The 19,031-nt window shown below is 57.9% G+C and carries 16 protein-coding genes; 13 read left to right on the top strand and 3 right to left on the bottom strand.

What is annotated here, in order from left to right; all coding sequences use genetic code 11:
• Nucleotides 1-14 precede the first annotated feature (14 nt).
• From H7B67_RS11755 to H7B67_RS11740, 4 genes are all read left to right on the top strand, one after another.
• A complete protein-coding gene (locus H7B67_RS11755; protein WP_185120024.1) occupies nt 15-1,355 on the top strand; it encodes an LLM class flavin-dependent oxidoreductase in 1,341 nt (446 codons plus the stop codon).
• 12 nt (nt 1,356-1,367) lie between these two features.
• Nucleotides 1,368-2,117, top strand: a complete 750-nt coding sequence (locus H7B67_RS11750) for a class II aldolase/adducin family protein (protein WP_185120023.1) — start codon at nt 1,368-1,370, stop codon at nt 2,115-2,117.
• Between the two features lie 98 nt (nt 2,118-2,215).
• A complete protein-coding gene (cysK, locus tag H7B67_RS11745) occupies nt 2,216-3,142 on the top strand; it encodes a cysteine synthase A (RefSeq protein WP_185120018.1) in 927 nt (308 codons plus the stop codon).
• A gap of 48 nt (nt 3,143-3,190) precedes the next feature.
• Entirely contained in the window at nt 3,191-4,801 is a 1,611-nt protein-coding gene (locus tag H7B67_RS11740) for a gamma-glutamyltransferase family protein (RefSeq protein WP_185120017.1), read from the top strand.
• A 145-nt stretch (nt 4,802-4,946) separates the two neighbouring features.
• Here H7B67_RS11740 and H7B67_RS11735 read toward each other — a convergent pair whose 3' ends face one another.
• Nucleotides 4,947-5,561 carry a hypothetical protein gene (locus tag H7B67_RS11735; protein ID WP_185120016.1) on the bottom strand — a complete coding sequence of 205 codons (615 nt, stop codon included), beginning with the start codon at nt 5,559-5,561 and terminating at the stop codon, nt 4,947-4,949.
• Between the two features lie 188 nt (nt 5,562-5,749).
• Here H7B67_RS11735 and hisJ point away from each other — a divergent pair, with 188 nt between their 5' ends.
• Nucleotides 5,750-6,571 (top strand): histidinol-phosphatase HisJ, encoded by an 822-nt coding sequence (gene hisJ, locus H7B67_RS11730; protein ID WP_342592592.1) that lies wholly within the window; start codon nt 5,750-5,752, stop codon nt 6,569-6,571.
• Between the two features lie 77 nt (nt 6,572-6,648).
• On the opposite strand, the gene H7B67_RS11725 is transcribed toward hisJ, so the two are convergent.
• The gene (locus H7B67_RS11725; protein ID WP_185120015.1) at nt 6,649-7,068 is read right to left on the bottom strand and encodes a DUF4183 domain-containing protein; all 420 of its coding nucleotides are present in this window, start codon (nt 7,066-7,068) and stop codon (nt 6,649-6,651) included.
• 24 nt (nt 7,069-7,092) lie between these two features.
• A complete protein-coding gene (locus H7B67_RS11720; protein WP_185120013.1) occupies nt 7,093-7,413 on the bottom strand; it encodes a DUF4183 domain-containing protein in 321 nt (106 codons plus the stop codon).
• A gap of 183 nt (nt 7,414-7,596) precedes the next feature.
• On the opposite strand from H7B67_RS11720, the gene H7B67_RS11715 reads away from it, so the two are divergent.
• The 8 genes from H7B67_RS11715 to H7B67_RS11680 all read left to right on the top strand — a co-directional run bounded on the left by H7B67_RS11715 (nt 7,597) and on the right by H7B67_RS11680 (nt 18,946).
• A complete protein-coding gene (locus H7B67_RS11715) occupies nt 7,597-7,836 on the top strand; it encodes a cysteine-rich CWC family protein (protein WP_185120012.1) in 240 nt (79 codons plus the stop codon).
• Nucleotides 7,837-7,978: 142 nt separating this feature from the next.
• Complete coding sequence (locus H7B67_RS11710; RefSeq protein ID WP_245363855.1) at nt 7,979-9,790, top strand: cache domain-containing sensor histidine kinase; 1,812 nt, start codon at nt 7,979-7,981, stop codon at nt 9,788-9,790.
• Nucleotides 9,791-9,804: 14 nt separating this feature from the next.
• Nucleotides 9,805-11,118: a response regulator gene (locus H7B67_RS11705; protein WP_185120011.1), complete on the top strand. Its 1,314-nt coding sequence runs from the start codon at nt 9,805-9,807 to the stop codon at nt 11,116-11,118.
• Between the two features lie 95 nt (nt 11,119-11,213).
• The gene (locus tag H7B67_RS11700) at nt 11,214-12,134 is read left to right on the top strand and encodes a carbohydrate ABC transporter permease (protein WP_185120010.1); all 921 of its coding nucleotides are present in this window, start codon (nt 11,214-11,216) and stop codon (nt 12,132-12,134) included.
• A 2-nt stretch (nt 12,135-12,136) separates the two neighbouring features.
• A complete protein-coding gene (locus H7B67_RS11695) occupies nt 12,137-13,009 on the top strand; it encodes a carbohydrate ABC transporter permease (RefSeq protein ID WP_245363857.1) in 873 nt (290 codons plus the stop codon).
• A 123-nt stretch (nt 13,010-13,132) separates the two neighbouring features.
• On the top strand, nt 13,133-14,590 hold the full coding sequence (locus H7B67_RS11690) for an ABC transporter substrate-binding protein (RefSeq protein WP_185120009.1): 1,458 nt from the start codon (nt 13,133-13,135) through the stop codon (nt 14,588-14,590).
• Nucleotides 14,591-15,071: 481 nt separating this feature from the next.
• Entirely contained in the window at nt 15,072-15,734 is a 663-nt protein-coding gene (locus tag H7B67_RS11685) for a hypothetical protein (protein ID WP_185120008.1), read from the top strand.
• 635 nt (nt 15,735-16,369) lie between these two features.
• Complete coding sequence (locus H7B67_RS11680; protein WP_185120007.1) at nt 16,370-18,946, top strand: glycoside hydrolase family 31 protein; 2,577 nt, start codon at nt 16,370-16,372, stop codon at nt 18,944-18,946.
• The last annotated feature ends 85 nt before the right edge of the window (nt 18,947-19,031 follow it).

The raw sequence follows: 19,031 nt of genomic DNA, 5'->3' as shown, positions 1-19,031 counted from the left end.
AGGAGGAAACGAAAATGGCAGACAACGGACAAAGACAGCTGAAGCTGGGGATTTTCCTGCAGGGAGGCGGCGGGCATTGGCGCGAGGAGGGCGTTCGGGCGGACGGAGCCGCCCGGATCGAAACTTATCAAGAGTATGCGCGCATCGGAGAAGCCGGCAAGTTCGACTTCGGCTTTATCGCCGACTCGGCGTACATTACGAAGGATTCGACGATTCCGTTCCTGAGCCGTCTCGAGCCGATGACCGCCCTGTCGGCGGTCGCGGCGGTGACGAAGCATCTCGGACTCGTAGGCACGTTTACGACTTCCTATAGCGAACCGTTCACCACGGCGAGGCAGCTCGCTTCCTTGGACGTCATCAGCGACGGGCGCGCCGGCTGGAACGCAGTCACCTCCGCGCTCGAAGGAGTCGCCCGCAACCACGGCCACGACAAGCTGCACGATCATGCGCTCCGTTACCGGATCGCGGCGGAATATATCGAGGTGGTGCGCGGCCTGTGGAACTCGTGGGAGGACGGTGCTTTTCCCCGGAACAAGGAAACGGGCGAATATGTCGATCTCGACAAGCTGCATACGCTGAACCACGTCGGCGAGTTCTTCAAGGTGCAGGGACCGCTCAACATCGAGCGTTCCAAGCAGGGGCATCCCGTCATCTTCCAGGCGGGAGCGTCGGACACGGGCCGCGATCTGGCCGCCCGTTACGCGGACGCGATCTTCTCCAGCTTCGAGGAGTCCGGCAATATCGCCAAGGCTCAGGAGCAGTATCAGGACGTGAAGCGCCGCGCGGCCGCTTACGGCCGGGATCCGGAGAAGGTGCTGCTGTTCCCTTCGATCGCCCCGATCGTCGCCTCCACCCGGGAGGAAGCCGAACGCCTCTATGAAGAGGGCAACCGGTTTACCGATCCGGAATACGCGGTCAAGTATTTAAGCCGGTACTTCAGCTTCTTCGACTTCTCGCAATTCCCTCTGGACGAGCCGCTGCCGGAGCTCGGAGACATCGGCAAGAACAGCTTCCGCTCGACGGCGGAGTATTACCTGCGCATCGCGAAGGAGGAGAACCTGACCCTTCGGCAGCTGGCGCTCCGGGCGACAAACCCGAGAGGCGACTTCGTCGGAACGCCCGAGTACGTCGCCGATAAGATCGAGCGTTTCTTCAAGGAGAGGGCGGTCGACGGCTTTATCCTCAGCGGCTCGCATGCGAATCTGCGCAACTTCGTCGACCGGGTCGTGCCGATTCTGCAGGAGCGCGGGTTATTCCGCAAGGAGTACGAGGCGGATACGCTTCGCGGTCATCTGGGGCTTGATTTTCCGGAGAATCGCTATGCGCTCGAGAGACGCGGAGTTCTGACGAGATAAGGAGTGGGGAAAATGGCCATCGACGCGGCAACGATCAATCAGCAGCCGATCTTCTCGAACTTGGAGGACGAACGCCAGCATCGCAAGGAGCGGCTCGCCGCCGCCTTTCGCGTATTCGCCAAGCTGGGCTACGAAGAAGGGGTCATGGGGCACATCTCGGCCCGGGACCCGATCAAGACCGACCATTACTGGACGAATCCGTTCGGCCTTAGCTTCGGCTTGATCAAGACGAGCGACCTCGTTCTGATGGGCCCGGAGGGCAAGATAGCCTCCGGCCACGGACTCGTCCATCCGGGCGGCATTCAGCTCCATCTGCCGATTCTGCGGGACAATCCGCATATTCAATCGGCTGCTCATACGCATTCGATCTATGGCCGAACCTGGTCGGCTTTCGGGCGGCTTCTCGATCCGCTTACGGCGGAAGCGGCGGTCTTCCACAACCGCCATGTCATCTATGACAGCTTCGCGCACGGGGAAGGGGACAACCTGGCGCAGGTCGTGGGGAACAACAAAGCGGTCCTGCTCAAAAACCACGGCATTCTGTCTCTAGGCAAGACCGTGGACGAGACGGCTTATTGGTTCATCTCCTTCGAGAAGGCGAGCCAAGGCCAGCTTCTGGCCGAAGCCGCCGGCAAGCCGCTTCTTATCGGCGAGAAGGACGCCGAAGCGATCGCCGCGCGCACGGGAGAGCAGTTCGGCTGGCTGAACTTCCAGCCTTATTATCAGGCCATCGTCAGGGAACAGCCGGATCTGCTGAACTGAGATGAAGCGAGCTGAATTAAGATCGCGGTTCGCCATCGATGCGGCCTAACGCAAGACCACCCGACCGGACATGCCGGACGGTAACAGGAGGATGCCTTATGGCTTCTAAACGAGTGAACAGCATTACGGATTTGATCGGAGAGACGCCCGCGGTCCGATTGAATCGTTTGACCAGCGAAGGGGACGCGGAAGTCTACGTGAAGCTGGAATATTTCAATCCGAGCGGCAGTCTGAAGGACCGGGCCGCGTTCAATCTGATCGTCGACGCGGAGAAGTCGGGCCGGCTGAGGCCTGGCTCTACCATTATCGAGCCGACTAGCGGCAACACCGGCATCGGGCTTGCGATGAACGCGGCGGCCAAGGGCTACCGGCTCATCATCACGATGCCGTCCAACGCGACGAAGGAACGCATCAACATTCTGAAAGCGTACGGAGCGGAGGTCGTGCTGACGCCGGCCGGCGAGCGAATGTCGGGAGCGATTCGCAAGGCGCTGGAGCTGCAGCGGCAAATCCCGGGCAGCTTCGTGCCTCAGCAGTTCGAGAACCCGGCGAATCCGGCGATCCATCGCACGACGACGGCTCTCGAGATCCTCGAGCAGATGGACGGGCAGCTCGATTCGTTCGTGGCTCCCGCGGGCACGGGCGGGACGATTACCGGAACGGGCGAGGTGCTGCGCGAAGCCCTGCCGAATATCCGGATCGTCGTCATCGAGCCGCAGGGCTCGCCGGTGCTGTCCGGCGGCAAGCCGGGCCCTCACAAGCTGATCGGAGCGGGACCGGGGTTCGTCCCGGGCGTCATCAATCAGAGCGTGTACGACGAGATCGTTCAAGTGTCGGATGCCGACGCGGTCAAGATGGCGCGCCAGCTCGCGATTTTCGAAGGCATCCTCGTCGGTCCTTCGTCCGGCGCGGCGGTCTGGACGGCGTTGAGGGAAGCGAGAAAGCTCGGGGCCGGCAAGCGGGTGCTGTGCATCGCGCCGGACAACGGGGAGCGATACCTCAGCTCGGACGTATTCGACGACTGACTGTCGGTTCGCGGAATTATCCATCCGAAGAAAAAGGGAGCTCCACAGATGACAGTCGATCCGCTCTATCATCCTTACCCTTCGTATCGTACTCCCGCCTACGCCCGCAAGGGCATGGTCGCTACCTCCCAGCCGCTCGCCGCGCAAGCCGGGCTCGAGATCCTGAAGCTCGGCGGCAACGCGGTGGATGCGGCCATCGCGACCGCGGCCTCCTTAACCGTCGTCGAGCCTTGCTCGAACGGAATCGGCGGCGATGCTTTCGCGCTGGTCTGGATCGAAGGCAAGCTGCACGGTCTGAACGCCAGCGGTCCGGCGCCGCGATCCATCTCCGTCGAAGCGGTGAAGCGGGCGGGACATGATAGCATGCCCAGCTACGGCGCGCTCCCGGTTACCGTTCCGGGCGCCCCGGCCGCCTGGGCGGCGCTGTCTCGCCGCTTCGGGCGGCTGCCGCTTGCCGAAGCGCTGAAGCCCGCTATCCGCTATGCGGAGGAGGGCTATCCGGTATCCCCGACGGCGGCTTATCATTGGGGCAAGTCGTTCGAGCAGTACCGGAAGGAGTTGCGGGGGCCAAGCTTCGAGGGATGGTTCGAGACGTTCGCCCCGGGAGGCAAGCCGCCCGCCGCCGGGGAGCTTTGGGCATCGCCCGGCCATGCCCGCACGCTGCGGCTCATCGGCGACAGCGAAGCGGAGGAATTCTATCGCGGCGAGCTGGCCGGACGAATCGCCAAGTTCATCGGCGAAGCCGGCGGTTTCTTAAGCGAAGAGGACCTGGCCGCGTTCCGCCCCGAATGGGTGGAGCCGATAGGCGTGTCCTACCGGGGCTACGAGGTTTGGGAGCTGCCGCCGAACGGCCAGGGCTTGATCGCCTTGCAGGCATTGAACGTGCTTAAGGGCTTCGAGAACTTGCATCCCGGAGATGCGGACACCTACCACAAGCAGATCGAAGCGATCAAGCTCGCCTTCGCGGACGGCAAGAAGTATGTGACCGATCCTCTAAATATGAAGGAAGACGTAGGCGCTCTGTTATCTGACGAATACGCGGCGGCAAGGCGCGAGCTGATCGGGGACCGCGCCGGGTTTCCCGAAGCCGGGAAGCCTAAGGGCGGGGGCACCGTATACCTGGCGGCCGCGGACGGAGAAGGCGGCATGGTGTCGTTCATTCAGAGCAATTACATGCAGTTCGGCTCCGGCCTCGTCGTTCCGGGCACCGGCATCGCGCTCCAGAATCGGGGCCGAGACTTCTCGTTGGAAGAGGATGCCGCGAACCGGCTCGAGCCGGGCAAGCGGACTTATCATACGATCATCCCCGGTTTTCTGACTCGAGGCGGGGGGCCGGTCGGCCCGTTCGGCGTCATGGGCGGCCTCATGCAGCCGCAGGGCCATGTACAATCGATCATGAACCTGATCGACTTCGGTCTCCATCCGCAGGCGGCGCTCGACGCTCCGCGCTGGCAATGGACGAACGGCCGGACCGTTCTGGTCGAGCCCGGTTTCCCGGCCGCGGTCGCGCAGGCGCTCGCCCGCAGGGGCCACGACATTCGCTTCGCGCTCGAGTCAGGCTCCTTCGGCCGTGGCCAGATCATCTTGCGCGACCCGGAATCGGGCGTGCTGTGCGGGGGCACCGATTCACGAACGGACGGCATCGTCGCGACATGGTAAGAGTGAGCTGGGATCAAGCTCAGAGAAGAATAAGCATTCAACATAAAAGGGGCGCCCCGAGCGCCCCTTTGCTTCGTCCTGCTTTACCTGCTCCCTGCCTTACCTGCTCCCTGCCTTACCTGTCCTTGCCTTACCTGTCCTTGCCTTACCTGCGGCGGCGAACCTTTCTTTGCGCGGCATTGTTGTCTTCTTCGAATTGAATGGTGATGCGGGCGAAGACGCCGGCGGGATTGCTGTCGCTTCTGTTGGCGTTCGACGGGAAGTTAAAGGCGGCGATAACGATATTATTGCTGCCTCGGCGAAGGAATCGCAAAATATTGAACGTTCTTCCGGGATTAAAGAAAGATACGTTGCCCTGCGGACTATCGATAACCACGGACCTTCCGTTTATGAGAACGATGGCGAAGTTGTCGACGGCCAGGAACAGGTTGGCCGTGTCGATTTCATCCAGGTCCCTGTTGATGGTAAATCTTCTGGCGACAACGGCCGCCGGACCGTTCGGATCGTTGCTGCCCCATAGGTAGGATCCGCTCGGCTGCGGCGCTACCCAAGCCGGATTTCGCGTGATCGGAAGGGCATTTACCCAGTTGCCGTTCGTGACGATCGTTCTGTTTTGGCTGATCACGACGGGTTTTTGCGCGCTTAAGGATCGTTGGGCGGACGCAATCAGTTGTTTTACTTTGGCGGCGGAGATGGTCACTCTTTTGGCCGGGACCCGCGTTCTCTTTGCCGTCGATTTTACGAGTTTTCTTTTGTACATAGGATCATTCCTTTCTATGGATTCTTCAGCATCATATGAAACAAGCTATCGGGAAGTGATAGACTTATGGACCGATAGACTCCTTAATAGTCGTTAGACCGAAGATTCGCTTCACCTGCCCTCCGCGCGAATGCTACAATGAGTTCAATCCGAAATGGGAAAAACGAATCCGCGGGAGGAGAAACGTCGTGTTGAAGTGGGATGGACATACGCACAGCAAGTTCTGTTATCACGGCAATCCGGCCGAACAGCAGGAGTACCTGGACCGGGCGATCGGGCTCGGCTTCCAGAGATATAGCGTGACCGAGCATCCGCCTTTGCCTGACAAGCTGGTAGACGATCCGAAGCTGATGCTGGAGCTGGCGATGCCGGAGCGGGAGCTGCCGGATTACTTCGCCTACATGCAGGAGGTTAAGGCGAGGTACGAAGGAAGGATCGAGCTCGCGATCGGGCTCGAGATGGACTACCTCTACAAGAACGAATCCTTCTCCGATCGCATCGTCGACAAGTGGGCGGCGAAGATGGAGGATGCGGTCGTGTCGGTGCATTACCTTCCGAGCCGGGGAGGCAGCATCCGCTGCATCGACTATACGGCGGACGACTTCAAGGACGCGTTCCTCGGCTATTACGGCTCGATCGACAAGGTGGTCGACGAATACTTCAATCACGTGGAGATGGAGATCGAGTGGGCGGCGCAGCTTCCGATGCGCAAGCGGATCGGGCACGTGAACCTGATCCGCAAGTTCCATAAGGAGCTGCCGGAGATGGACCCGGTCTTGATCCGCCGCAGGCTTGAAGGGCTGCTTCCGAAGCTGAAGGCGGCGAATATCGGCGTCGACGTGAACGTGGCCGGCTTCCGGGTGGCGACCTGCGAGGAAGCTTACGTGCCGGAGTGGTTCATGCAAGCCTGCCTGGAGCAAGGAATCGAGCTGGTGTACGGCTCCGACAGCCACAAGCCCGAGCAGGCGGGCTTCAGCTACGATTGGTTCGCCGATCGCGCGATTAAATAGAATAGGCCAACCAAAGCAACGAACCTGCGCGGTCTTCATGACCGGCAGGTTCGTTGCTTTGGACGGGCGGCGATCGCTTACACCGTTACCGTTATGGTCGGAGCGGAGATGGTCGGCTCCACCGTAATCGTCGAAGCCGAGTTGGAATAATCCGAAACCTGAAGTACGACCGGGGCTCCGGCGGGAATGGCGGCCGTGCTCAGCACCAATTGCGCGGTCGTCAGGACGGAGAGCCCCGCTTCTTGCAAAACGCCGTTCACGTACACGTTGATATACCCATCCGTCGGAGGAGCCGGCAGCTCGGTAATCGGATCGCCGTTGTCGTCCAGGAAGCTGGCCGCGGGAATCGTTGTATCCGTCGCCCCGATCATTCCCGCCGCGACCGTGGCATTGAACCTCGCGACGTCGGGATTTACGGTCGTCGTCACTTCGCCGCCCGTGGCTACCGGAGCGGAAGCCGCAGCCGCGACATAAAGTTTGATTAATGAAGCAGCCATGCTGTCACCTCCCTTCTTGCCGGCCTAGGCGAAAATAGAGATCGATTGAACGATAATCGGCACTCCTTCCGCCGGCACGTCGTCCGACAGAAGCCGAAGCTTGCCCGATTTGATTTCGTACAGCGATTTGGGCTGCAAGACGCCGTTCACTAGAACGTTTACGAGCGAGACGGTGCGCGGATTGGGGATGCGGTTCACCCCGTATCCCTGAACGCCGTCCCGATTGGTATAGATTCTCTTTTTCCCATCCGACAGGGCATAGAATGTGGTCGATCCGGCCTTCAAAACCCGCGGCCGGCGCACGCGCCTTCTTGTCCTCTTCGATTTGCGGCCGCAGCGTCTCATTTGTTTATCACCAACTTTGACGGAACAAGGTTTCCCCATATGTTATTCGGACCTTGCCGCATTGTCTGTGCGGGTATCCCGCTCCGTTCTGCCCTATTGATCGTACGCGGATAATTCATATTGTCATTTCCCCCGGCAACTAGTACGATGGGCTCAGAAACCTGAACGGGAAGGTGCCGAGCGATGGGAGTACATACGAGCAAAAACGATAGAAAACAGCCGGATGCCGGGAATTTCGATCCGTCCGTCTGCCCCCTCTGCGGGAAGGCGAACGGCTGCGCGGCCACGGCGGGCCGGCCGCCGGAGACGTGCTGGTGCAGCCGGGCTACCTTCTCCGAGAAGACGCTGAGCCGGATCCCTCCCGAGCTGAGGATGAGAGCTTGCTTATGCGGCGAGTGCGCGGACCGAGCTTCAACCGATTAACCCCGGACAACGTGCCTCTTACCGCCCATGTGCGTATCCAAGGAGATCGTAGTCTTTTTTACGGAAATGGTTGATAACGCTTACCGCTAGCGGATGAGGCCTTATACTAATAGGGTTTTAGGAGAGTAGGGGGACTTTGCCCATGGTTAAGCTTCGTTTCCATAACCCGCTGACGAGAATGAAGGTCAAGCAGCAATTGGTCCTGCTCTTCATCGTTCTCGTAAGTCCGGTGTTTATCTTGAATTGGTACGCGAACGTGAAGACGGAGCAGATCCTCAAGCGCCACGTCACGAACGCCTATGCCGAGCTGAACAAGCAGAATCATCTTCTGATCAACCGGGATATCGATACGGTGCACCGGGTCATGACGACGATCATCCAGAACCCTCAGGTGCAGCAGATGCAAGCGAGCGAAGAGGACGTTCTGGACCGGGTGAAGCTGTACGAGACGACGGATAAGCTGCTCTCGACGTTCACCATGGGGCTTAGCGGCGGAGGGGCCAACTATTATTACTTGTTCGTGTACGATCCGCTTAACGAATATAATTTCGCTCCGGTGTCGAATTCCAAATACAAAAACGGAGGCGTGTTTTTCTACTCGTACTTGTATAAGCCTTCTTGGGTCGACGAGGCGATCGCGCGCAAAGGGAGAGGCTATCTCAAAATCATCGACGGAATCGGAATCGGCACGAACTCCAAGACGCTCGCCTATATTCGCGCCGTGAACAGCGTCCAGAGCGGAAGGGCCATCGTCGGCGCTCTCGTCGCCACGAACATGGACAAGAGAATCGAGCAGTCGCTGGCGACGGTCTCGCTTCCGGATAACGGCGAGCTCTACTTCACGGATTCGCAGAACATGGTTCTGGCCTCGACGGTTCCGGACCAGATGGGGAACACTCTGGAGCTCCCGAGCGAGCTGGCCGCCAACCCGGACAGCGAAGGCATCGTGGACGCGATCGAGGAAGGCTTCATCTACGTCGTTCATTCCAGCTCGGAGCTTAACCAGAAGCTGGTCTATCGGATTTCGACGTCGGCTCTGCTCAAGCAGCAAAGCGAAGTGAAGAGAGCGATCCAGTGGATCTCGATCGCGTATTCGCTGTTCGGGCTCGTCGTCATGGCGTACTTCTGGCGATCGCTCCTGACGCCTCTGCAGCGGCTCGCCGGATTCGTGAGGAGCTATGAGCCGGGCCGCAAAGTTCCGGAGGAGGCCGGGCATCCGAGAAACGACGAGGTCGGGGTGCTCATTCACTCGGTCCACAACATGGCGCATCGCCTCAACGTTCTGATCGAGGAGCAATACGTGATGGATATCAAGCAGAAGGAGTCGCAGCTTAAGCTGCTCTATCAGCAGATTAATCCTCACCTTCTGTATAACACGTTGGAGAGCATCTATTGGAAAAGCACCCTGGAGGGCAACTCCGATTCGGCGGAGATGATCAAGGAGCTGTCCAAGCTGATGAGGATCAGCCTTAGCCGCGGCCGAGAGCTGATCGCGATCCGGGAGGAGACGGAGCATGCCGCGGCCTACACCAACCTTCAGTTGAAAAGATACGAGTACGAATTCCGCGTTCAGTGGAACATGGATCCGGACGCGGCGAACGCTCTCATTCCGAAGATCACGCTTCAGCCGCTTATCGAGAATGCCATTCTGCACGGCGTCCGCAATATGGGAGAAGACGGCCTGATCCTCGTGAATTCAAGGAGAGAAGGCGACCTCGTGTTCATCCAGGTCATCGACAACGGCTACAAAAAGGTCGATCACGAATGGCTGAACCGCATCATTCGCGAACCGAGAACGGACTCTTCGACGGGGTACGGCATCCACAACGTGTTCGAAAGAATTCAGCTTCATTACGGCTCCGAATTCGGAATTACCTATTCCGAGACGGAAGGCGGAGGGACGACGGCCACGATCAAGCTGCCCTATCAGGAGAATGACGGCGAGACGGAATAAAGGAGGAGACAGGCATGTACACGATTCTTCTGGTGGACGACGAACCCCTCATCTGCCGGGGGCTCAGCAACCTGCTTCAAGCTTCGGGACTAAGCATCGGAACGATTTTTATCGCGAACAACGGTCAGGAGGCGCTCGATTACTTGAGGCTGGAGGATGTCGACCTGATCGTGACGGACATCCAGATGGGGACGATGAACGGGATCGAGCTGATGCACCAGGCCAAGATCATGAAGCCGTGGGTGGAGACGATCGTCATCTCCGCCCACGAGACGTTCCAATACGCGCAGACGGCGATGCGGCTGGGTGCGAAGGATTACCTCATCAAACCTCTGAACAACGAGCAATTCCTCGATACGGTCCGCAACGTGCTGCTGCAGATGGAGAAGCCGTCCGTGCCGGGAGAGGAGCTTCTGTCGAACCTCCGGACGAACTTCCAGATGGAGAGCCCGAACGAGAGCAAAAACGAATGGCTGAACCGGCTGGTCAAAGGAGAACCCCTGGAGGCCAAAAAAATCGCGGAGGAATTGAGCGGAGGATTCGGAGTATCGATCGATGGACCTTACTTCGCGGTCTTCCGCGTCAAGCTGGAGCTGGGCGAGCTTCCCGCGAAGGACAGGGGCCTGCTCCGTTACGCGGCGCTCAACATCGTGAACGAGCTCCTGAGCGAGGAGCGCAAGCATCAGGCTTTCTATTCCGGGGACGACGAGCTTTGCGTCCTTATCGAATGGAGCGAGCAAGAGTACAACGAGACCGCGATGAACAAGATCGACCAGCTGGAGTATATCGGCCGCAGCCTGCATTTTCACATCGAGAAGTTCCTGCAGCGCCGGGTGTTCGTCGGGATCAGCCAGATCCTGAAGGACGTCGTTTTCATTCCGACCGTCGGCCTGCAGGCGGCCCGCGCCTTGCGCTGGAGGGAAGAGCATCCGGATCATCACGTGTTCTATTACGGCGATTACAAGTGGGGGAGCCGGGAGGACGGCTCGACCGCGGAGGAAGGACTCGCTCAGAGCAACGGCATCGTCGAGCAAGCGAAGCATTATATCGACGAGAACTACATGAAGAAGGGGATTACGCTCAATGAGGTCGCCCATCACAACCATGTCAGTCCGAACTACTTGAGCTACCTTTTCAAAAAATACATGAACTGCAATCTATGGGAATACGTGATCCGGCTTCGCATGGAGGAGAGCAAACGGCTGATCGAGACGACCGACTTGCGCCGCTACGAGATCGCGGACCGGGTCGGGTACGAATCCCCGGAGCACTTCAGCAAGATTTTCAAGAAATATTACGGCATCAGCCCGAGCGACTGGAAGAAGTAAGATTGACCATGATCCTCATAGAATCGCACATTTTCCCTCGCGGCCCCTTTTTCTACAATGAAGCTAGACCTACAGAAAAGGAATGAGGGAGTGCCATGGATCAGACTGCCGCCGCTAACGTTCAGCCGGCTAAAAGCGCCAAGAGAAGAAGATTCGCTCCTTACAGGAAGAATTGGTCGGGCTACATGTTTCTTGTGCCCGCAGCCGCGTTGTTCGTGCTGTTTCTCTGGGTGCCGATCATCAAAGGAGTCGTCTACAGCTTCTACGACATCGACTTCGTGAACGGGAATACCTACGTCGGATTCGATAACTACAAGACGGTCTTTAACGATTCCGAGGTCGGGGTCTCCGTCAAGAATACGTTGTACTACATGGCGCTTTGCTTATTGATCGGGTTCTGGGTGCCGATCCTGTTCGCCATCGCGATCTCCGAGATCAGGCGATTTCAGGGGATATTCCGGGTTGCCGCTTACTTGCCCAACGTCATTCCGGTCGTCGTCCTGTACGGATTATGGCGCTGGATCTACGATCCGGTCGGACCGATTAACGCGTTTCTCGGCAAGCTGGGGGCGGATCAGATCCTCTTCATGACGGATACCCGCTGGTCGATGGTTTCGCTCGTCATCATGGAGACCTGGCAGCAGTTCGGCTCGGGGATGCTGATCTACCTGGCGGCCGTGCTGAGCATTCCGAAGGATTGGTACGAGGCGGCCGAGATCGACGGAGCGGGAATCTGGGCGAGGGTGCGCCACATTACGCTGCCCTCGATCAAAGGGCTCATTATGCTTATGCTGATCATGCAGCTGATCGCGACCTCTCAGGGCTACCAGTCCCAGCTCGCGATGCTGGACGGAGGGCCGCTTAACGCAACGCTGACATACGGACTCAAGATCGTGAAGTATGCCTTCACTCGATTGGATTACGGAGTAGCATCCGCCATGGGCGTTCTGATGTTCCTGGTGCTGGGCGGACTCGCTGTCGTACAATTCCGAATGCAGAATCGGGGAGGGAACTGATCTTGAAAGCAGCCGAACGGGGAATCCTTTCTTCCCACGATTATCGCAGACCGACAACCATGGTCGTGCTCGCAATTATGTCGCTCGTCATCTTGTTCATGGTGTTTACGATGCTGTATCCGATCGGCGTCACGTTCATGAACTCGCTCAAAACGGTCGTTGAAGTCAATTCCTTCCCGCCGAAGTTCCTTCCGCAAGGATTGGAGTGGCAGAACTTCAAGGAAGGTTGGCATTACATGGACATTCCGATGTTCATGAAGAATACTTTGATTATCTTCGGAGGCAATGTGCTCGTCACGGTGTTCGTCTTGGGGCTGGCGGCGTTCACCTTGTCGAAGCTGAATCTGCCTCATCGGAAGCTCATTTATTTCTTCTTCCTGATGACCCTGTTCATTCCGCCGTCGACGTATATCGTGCCTAACTTCGTTAACTTGAAGGATCTGGGTCTTCTCAATTCCTTCTGGGCGTTCTGGCTGCCCGCGGGCGCCTCGGCCTTCAACATGCTGCTGTTGAAAAGCTTTTTCGACGACATCAACGACGAGATTTTCGAGGCTTCGCGAATCGACGGGGCGTCGAATTGGTACGGCTTCACGAGGATCGCGCTGCCGTTATCCATTCCTATCGTCGCGACATTATCTATCTTTATTTTCTCGGCGGCATGGAACGATTGGTTCTGGCCTTCCCTGGTCATGCACGGAGACCCGAAATATCCGCTCGCAACGGCAATCTACAAGAAGGTCATCCAGGCTACCGGACTTAAACAAAACATCAAATTTGCTATTCTGGCCATGGTGTCTCTTCCGCCGATCGTCGTGTTCCTCGTCTTCCAGAAATTTATCCTGAGAGGCCTGCATCTTGGCGGCGTCAAGGGATGAGCGGTGTAAGCGGATTCGTAAAGTTGCACACGATCGGAATAAAAATACACATCGCCTAACCGAAATCGGCTCCATTATGATGAGTTCGTAGCACAAAATTCCATATGGATAAGGGGAATACAAATGCAGAAGAAGAAATGGTCCGCGCTGTTGTTGAGTCTTGCAATGGTCAGTGCCGTAGCTACTGCGTGCGGCGGCAACAACAATAACGGGGAGGCGAGTCCCTCCGGCACCGCTCCGGCTTCGGATAGCCCGTCTCCCTCCGCCTCCGCGGAATCGCCGGCTCCTTCCAGCGAAGCGCCGGCCGAGAAGGTCACGATCAAGATCTACTATCCGACGGCCGACAAGACGGAGCTTCGCGCTCTCGAAGACGACAAGATCAAGCGCTTCACCGCGAAGTATCCGAACGTGACCGTCGTTCCGGACGACTGGCAGTACAACGTCAACGAGATCGGCATCAAGATGGCCGCCAACGAAGCGCCGACTTTCTTCAACACCTTCGCGACGGAAGCGAAGATGCTCGTGGAGAAAGGCTGGGCAGCGGACATTACCGAGCTGTGGAACAATTATGAATACAAGGATCAGATCAACCCCGTGCTGCAAAGCCAATTCAACATTGACGGCAAAGTATACGGCGTCACTCAGAAGGGTTACGTAACGACGACGATCGTGAACAAGAAGATGCTCGATGAGAAGGGCGTAGCGATCCCTTCCTACGACTGGACTTGGGACGACATGCTGAATACGGCCAAGGCGGTAGCCGATCCGAAGAAGGGCATCGCGGGGATCGCTCCGATGGGCGCCACGAACGACGCCGGCTGGAACTGGACCAACTTCCTGTTCGAAGCAGGCGGCGAAATCCAAACCGTGGCGGACGGCAAGGTAACGGCAGCATTCAATTCCGATGCCGGCGTCAAGGCCGTGGAATTCTACAACAAGCTTCGTTGGGAAGCGAACGCGATTCCGCAAGACTGGGCGCTCAACTGGGGCGGAGCAACCGGCGCGTTCGCTCAAGGCCGCACGGCCATGGTCATCGCCGGAGCGGAGGGCCCGCTGCAGCAGGCTCTGCAAGCCGGCTTCACGCCGGCCGACCTTCTCGTATTCCCGATGCCCGCGGCTCAAGCGGGCGGCAAGCACACCGGCGTTCTCGGCGGCGACTACCTCGTCATCAACCCGAATGCTTCCCCGGCCGAACAGAAGGCCGCGTTCGACTACATTACGTTCGACTACTTCTCCGACGACTATCTGGTATCGCTCGAGAAGAACATCCAGGACTTCAAGGCGAAGGGACAATACTTCGTGCCGGCTCACTTGGATTACTACAAGCCCGATTCCGAGTACGGCAAGAAGGTTCAAGCGATCCTCGCGAAGTACGACAACGTCTACAAGTACGACGACGCGTCGAACGCCCTTCTCGACGGCAAGCCGGAAGCGCAATATAACACGCAGGACTACTACGGAACGATGACGACGGTCATCCAAGAAGTCTTCACGAAGAAAGGCACCGACGCAAAGAAGCTGCTCGATATAGCCGCTAAGTCGATGCAAGAGAAATTCTACGACGCGATCAAGGTTCAGTAAGGCGAGCCGAGCGTTGGCTGAAGGGAACTAGATTCCATAAAGGATGCAGCAAGGGCCTCCGCCGATGGCGGGGGCTCTCTTATTCTTATTTGTTTCTCTCGACAATTTGTTTATCATGTGGTAAATTCTAGAAAATGGGCTTGCAGCAGGAATGTTAGCTTATTCTCGGAGTGACTTGATCCGCAAAGTAACTATCATAGGTTGAAGGCGCTAGTTTGGGTGAAATTCAGCTCGTAGCAGCTTGATCAGCCAACTAACTATGAACGCTGTTCGAGATGCTGGACTGGATGGAACTTTGCTCGAAGTAACTTGATCAGCCAACTAACTATGAACACAGTTCGAGATACTGGACTTTACGCAACTATTGTCGACAGTGTCGAATATGCAAAACCGCGCATGAAGCACATGCCGTTAGCCCCCATCCGGGGGTTAACGGCTTTTCTTTTTTAATGTGCACTATTAAGAAGATGGAGGAATTTTAATGAACGAAAAAATGATCGACGCATTTATCGAGGAACAGAAGAAGCAAGCCACGGGAAGAAGGTTGGAGATGCTTAATGGCGACATAAGCGGCACCAAAAAGCTTCTGGGATTGCTGTGGCCGATCCTTAAGTCGTTCAAAGGTATTATCTTGGAGTATGAGATGGTGAGCAACACCGGAGTTCGAATGTACGTTGACATCTTCTACGAGCCGCTCGGCATCTGTTTCGAAGCCGAAGGCTACGTGGTTCACGAGGAGAAGCTCACGCGGGAACGCTTCAGCTTCGAGAGAATGCGGATCCGCACGATCGGCAACCGCAAGTACACCTTCTATCCCTTCAGTTGGGACGAGATGGATAAGAGGCCCGAAGCATGCCGCCGCGATATCTACGAGCTGCTCGGCAGCATGGGAAGTGTGTCCGGTTCGAGATTAAACGAGCTGCCGGTGTATGAGCGCGAGGTTCTTCGGTTTGCGGTGGTTCGGTTCGAGCCGTTTGGGATGCAGGAGGTTCGTCAATTGCTTCAACTCGGTCAGGATGCTAGCAGAGTAGTCGTCCGTAGTCTAAAAGCGAAGGGTTATATCCGGTCAGTCGGAGGAAGCGATTTAAGGTGCCATACTTTTGAGATTACGGCTGAAGGGCGGGAGCTATTTTTAAGTAAATAGAATGCGGCATGGCAGATACACGGAAAAACCGTTTAACGGAGCGCGAAAAGGGACTGAGTAGCGGGAGATGCACGGAAAAACCGTGCAACGGCGGTGGAAATGGGGCTGAGGATGGGGAGATACACGGAAAAACCGTGTAACGGCTCGCGAAACGGGGCTGAGGAGGAGGAGATGCACGGAAAAACCGTGCAACGGAGCGCGAAACGGGGCTGAGGAGGAGGAGATGTACGGAAAAACCGTGCAACGGCGGCGGAAATGAGGCTGAGGAGGGGGAGATGTACGGAAAAACCGTGTAACGGAGCCCGAAACGGGGCTGAGGAGGGGCAGATACACGGAAAAACCGTACAACGGCGGCGGAAATGAGGCTGAGGAGGGGGAGATGTACGGAAAAACCGTGTAACGGCTCGCGAAACGGGGCTGAGAAGGGGGAAATGCACGGAAAAACCGTGCAACGGCGCGCGAAACGGGGCTGAGAAGGGGGAAATGCACGGAAAAACCGTGCAACGGCACTTCAAGTGGCAAGTCTGCCAACCTCCGTAAAATTACGCACAAGATGCGTAACGATGCCAATGTGCATCGATCGCGCGCTTCGATATGATTAGGCCATTATGACAGATTGAGGTGGCTAATCACACATGTTGACCAGCGAAGAGATACATCCCGACAATGCGAACCATGCGAATTCCGGCGAGGGCTTCGGCGGCAATGACGGCACGCGGAGGCTTCAACGCTATAGCGCTATCCATTCCATCGAGCGACTGGCATCGAACGAGCGAGATGGCTACATTCTTCACGGAGAGCAGGCGAGTCTCGCGATCATCGCGCACGCCGACGGGATCATTCGGCTGAAGTTGGCGCACCGAATCAACGGTGCCCAGGCCGCGGCGCCCGATTTGCGGACAACGCCGGCTATTCTGGACTCTGCCTCATCCGGTGATGCAATCTCTTACTCCGAGGATGAGTCGCATTATAGGCTGCAGCTAGCCAACCTGAGCGTTCACGCTCACAAGCAATCCGGCCGAATCGAAGTGTTCGGCAGCGGCGGCAAGCCGCATAAGGCCGAGGATGTCGGCGGCGGGCCGAACAAGTCCGCGAATAGCGAAAACGTCAAGCCGGACCATTCCGGCGCCAAGTCCGACAGCAACCAAGACCGGGAGCCCCTCCTCGCCTTTTCCTCGATCGAGTGGACGGGCAAGCGCCAAACCGCGTGCACGATCGAGACGCACGAGGATTCCCACTACTACGGTCTCGGGGAGAAGACCGGCTTCCTGGACAAAAAAGGCGAGCGCTACGACATGTGGAACAGCGACGTCTACGAGCCCCACGTTCCGGATATCGACGCCCTGTACCAGTCGATTCCATGGCTCATTCACTATCGATACGGAGCCCCGGCCTCCGGCATCCTGCTGGACGACCCCGGCCGCACGACGTTCGATATGCGAAGCGGCGGGGACGACCGCATCATCATCTCCTCGGAGAACGGCAACCTCGACCTCTATGTCCTGGAAGGTCCGGAGCTCAAAGACGTCGTCAAGCGGTACGCGACGTTGACCGGCCGGCCCCCGATGCCGCCGCGTTGGGCGATCGGCTTCCAGCAATCGCGATACAGCTACATGAGCCAGGAGGAGCTGCTCTCGGTGGCCCGGACCATGCGCGAGAAGCGGATTCCGTGCGACGTTCTTTACCTCGATATTCACTACATGGAAGAGTACAAGGTTTTCACGTGGGACACCGAGCGCTTCCCCGACCCTCGCGGCATGATCGCGGAGCTGGCGGAGATGGGGTTCAAGGTCGTTCCGATCGTCGATCCGGGGGTCAAAAAAGACCCGAGGTATCCGGTTTATGCGGAGGGGGTGCGGAACGGCCACTTCTGCGCCAAGCTGGAGGGGGATCTGTTCATCGGCGACGTATGGCCGGGGCCTAGCGCTTTCACGGATTATTCGGACGAGGCTGCCGCCGAATGGTGGGGAGATCTGCACCGGCATTACATCGATTACGGAATTCACGGCATCTGGAACGACATGAACGAGCCGTCGGTTTTCGGCGTCCCGTCCAAAACCATGGATCTCGACGTCGTCCACCGAAACGGAGACAAACCGAAAACGCACGGCGAGTGGCACAATCTGTACGGGATGCTGATGTCCAAGGCGACTTACGAAGGCATGGCCCGCAACATGGAGGGGGAACGGCCCTTCGTTCTGACGCGCGCCGGCTACGCGGGCATCCAAAGATACGCGGCGGTATGGACGGGAGACAACCGCAGCTATTGGGAGCACATGGCGATGAGCATCCCGATGGTGCTGAACCTCGGCCTGTCCGGCGTCGCCTTCACGGGACCGGACATCGGCGGCTTCTCGCACCACGCGTCCGGCGAACTGCTTGCCAGGTGGACCCAGCTCGGCTCGCTGTATCCGTTCTGCCGCAACCATAGCGCCATCGACACGATCCGTCAGGAGCCTTGGCTTTTCGGCGAGCGGGTGGAAGCCGTCTGTCGCGATTACCTGAGCCTTCGGTATAAGCTCATGCCTTACCTGTATTCTCTTTTCTATGAAGCTAGCTCCGCCGGTCTTCCTATCGTAAGGCCGCTGTTGCTCGAATACCCGCAGGACCGCAACGTCTCGAACCTGTGCGACCAGTTCCTGCTCGGCAAAGACATGCTCGTAGCTCCGGTTCTGCGTCCGGGAACGCCGTCGCGTTCCGTCTACCTGCCCGAGGGAACCTGGTACGATTACTGGACGGGAGAGAAGCACGAGGGAGGACGCTCGATCCTTGCGGAGACGCCGCTGGAGAAAATGCCGATCTACGTTCGCGCCGGCGCGATCATCCCCGAGCAGGCTCTTACGCAGCATGCGAACGAGCGTCCGGAAGGTCCGACGAAGCTGACCATCTACTCCGGAGGAGAAGGAAGCTTCTCCTTGTTCGAAGACGACGGTCTCACCTTCGGCTACGAGAAGGGCGCCTATCGCCTAAGAGACTTCGAATGGAAGGAGTCCGCGAGCGGCCGAACGCTGGCTTCCTCCTTGCGGAACGACGGCTATCCGGGGCTGAGCCGCGAGCTTGAGATCGTCATCGAGCAAGCCGGCCTAAAGCCGGCTTCCATCGAGCTGGCCGGAAGCGCGGAGCCCGTCCAGTGGTCGTACGACGCAGCCTTCAAGCGAATCCGAATCCCGGTCCCCGGCGACGGCGATTTCCTTTTGACCATCAAGAATTAATCGGAGGACAGTTCCCTGGCAAGCAGGCCATAGGGGACTGTCTTTCTTCGTAAAAAACCACCTAAAGATTAGGGAAACGCACCTC

Origin of the sequence: Cohnella thailandensis, assembly GCF_014212135.1 — a bacterium.
Taxonomy (GTDB): domain Bacteria; phylum Bacillota; class Bacilli; order Paenibacillales; family Paenibacillaceae; genus Cohnella; species Cohnella thailandensis.
This window is presented reverse-complemented; position numbering and strand designations above follow the sequence as displayed.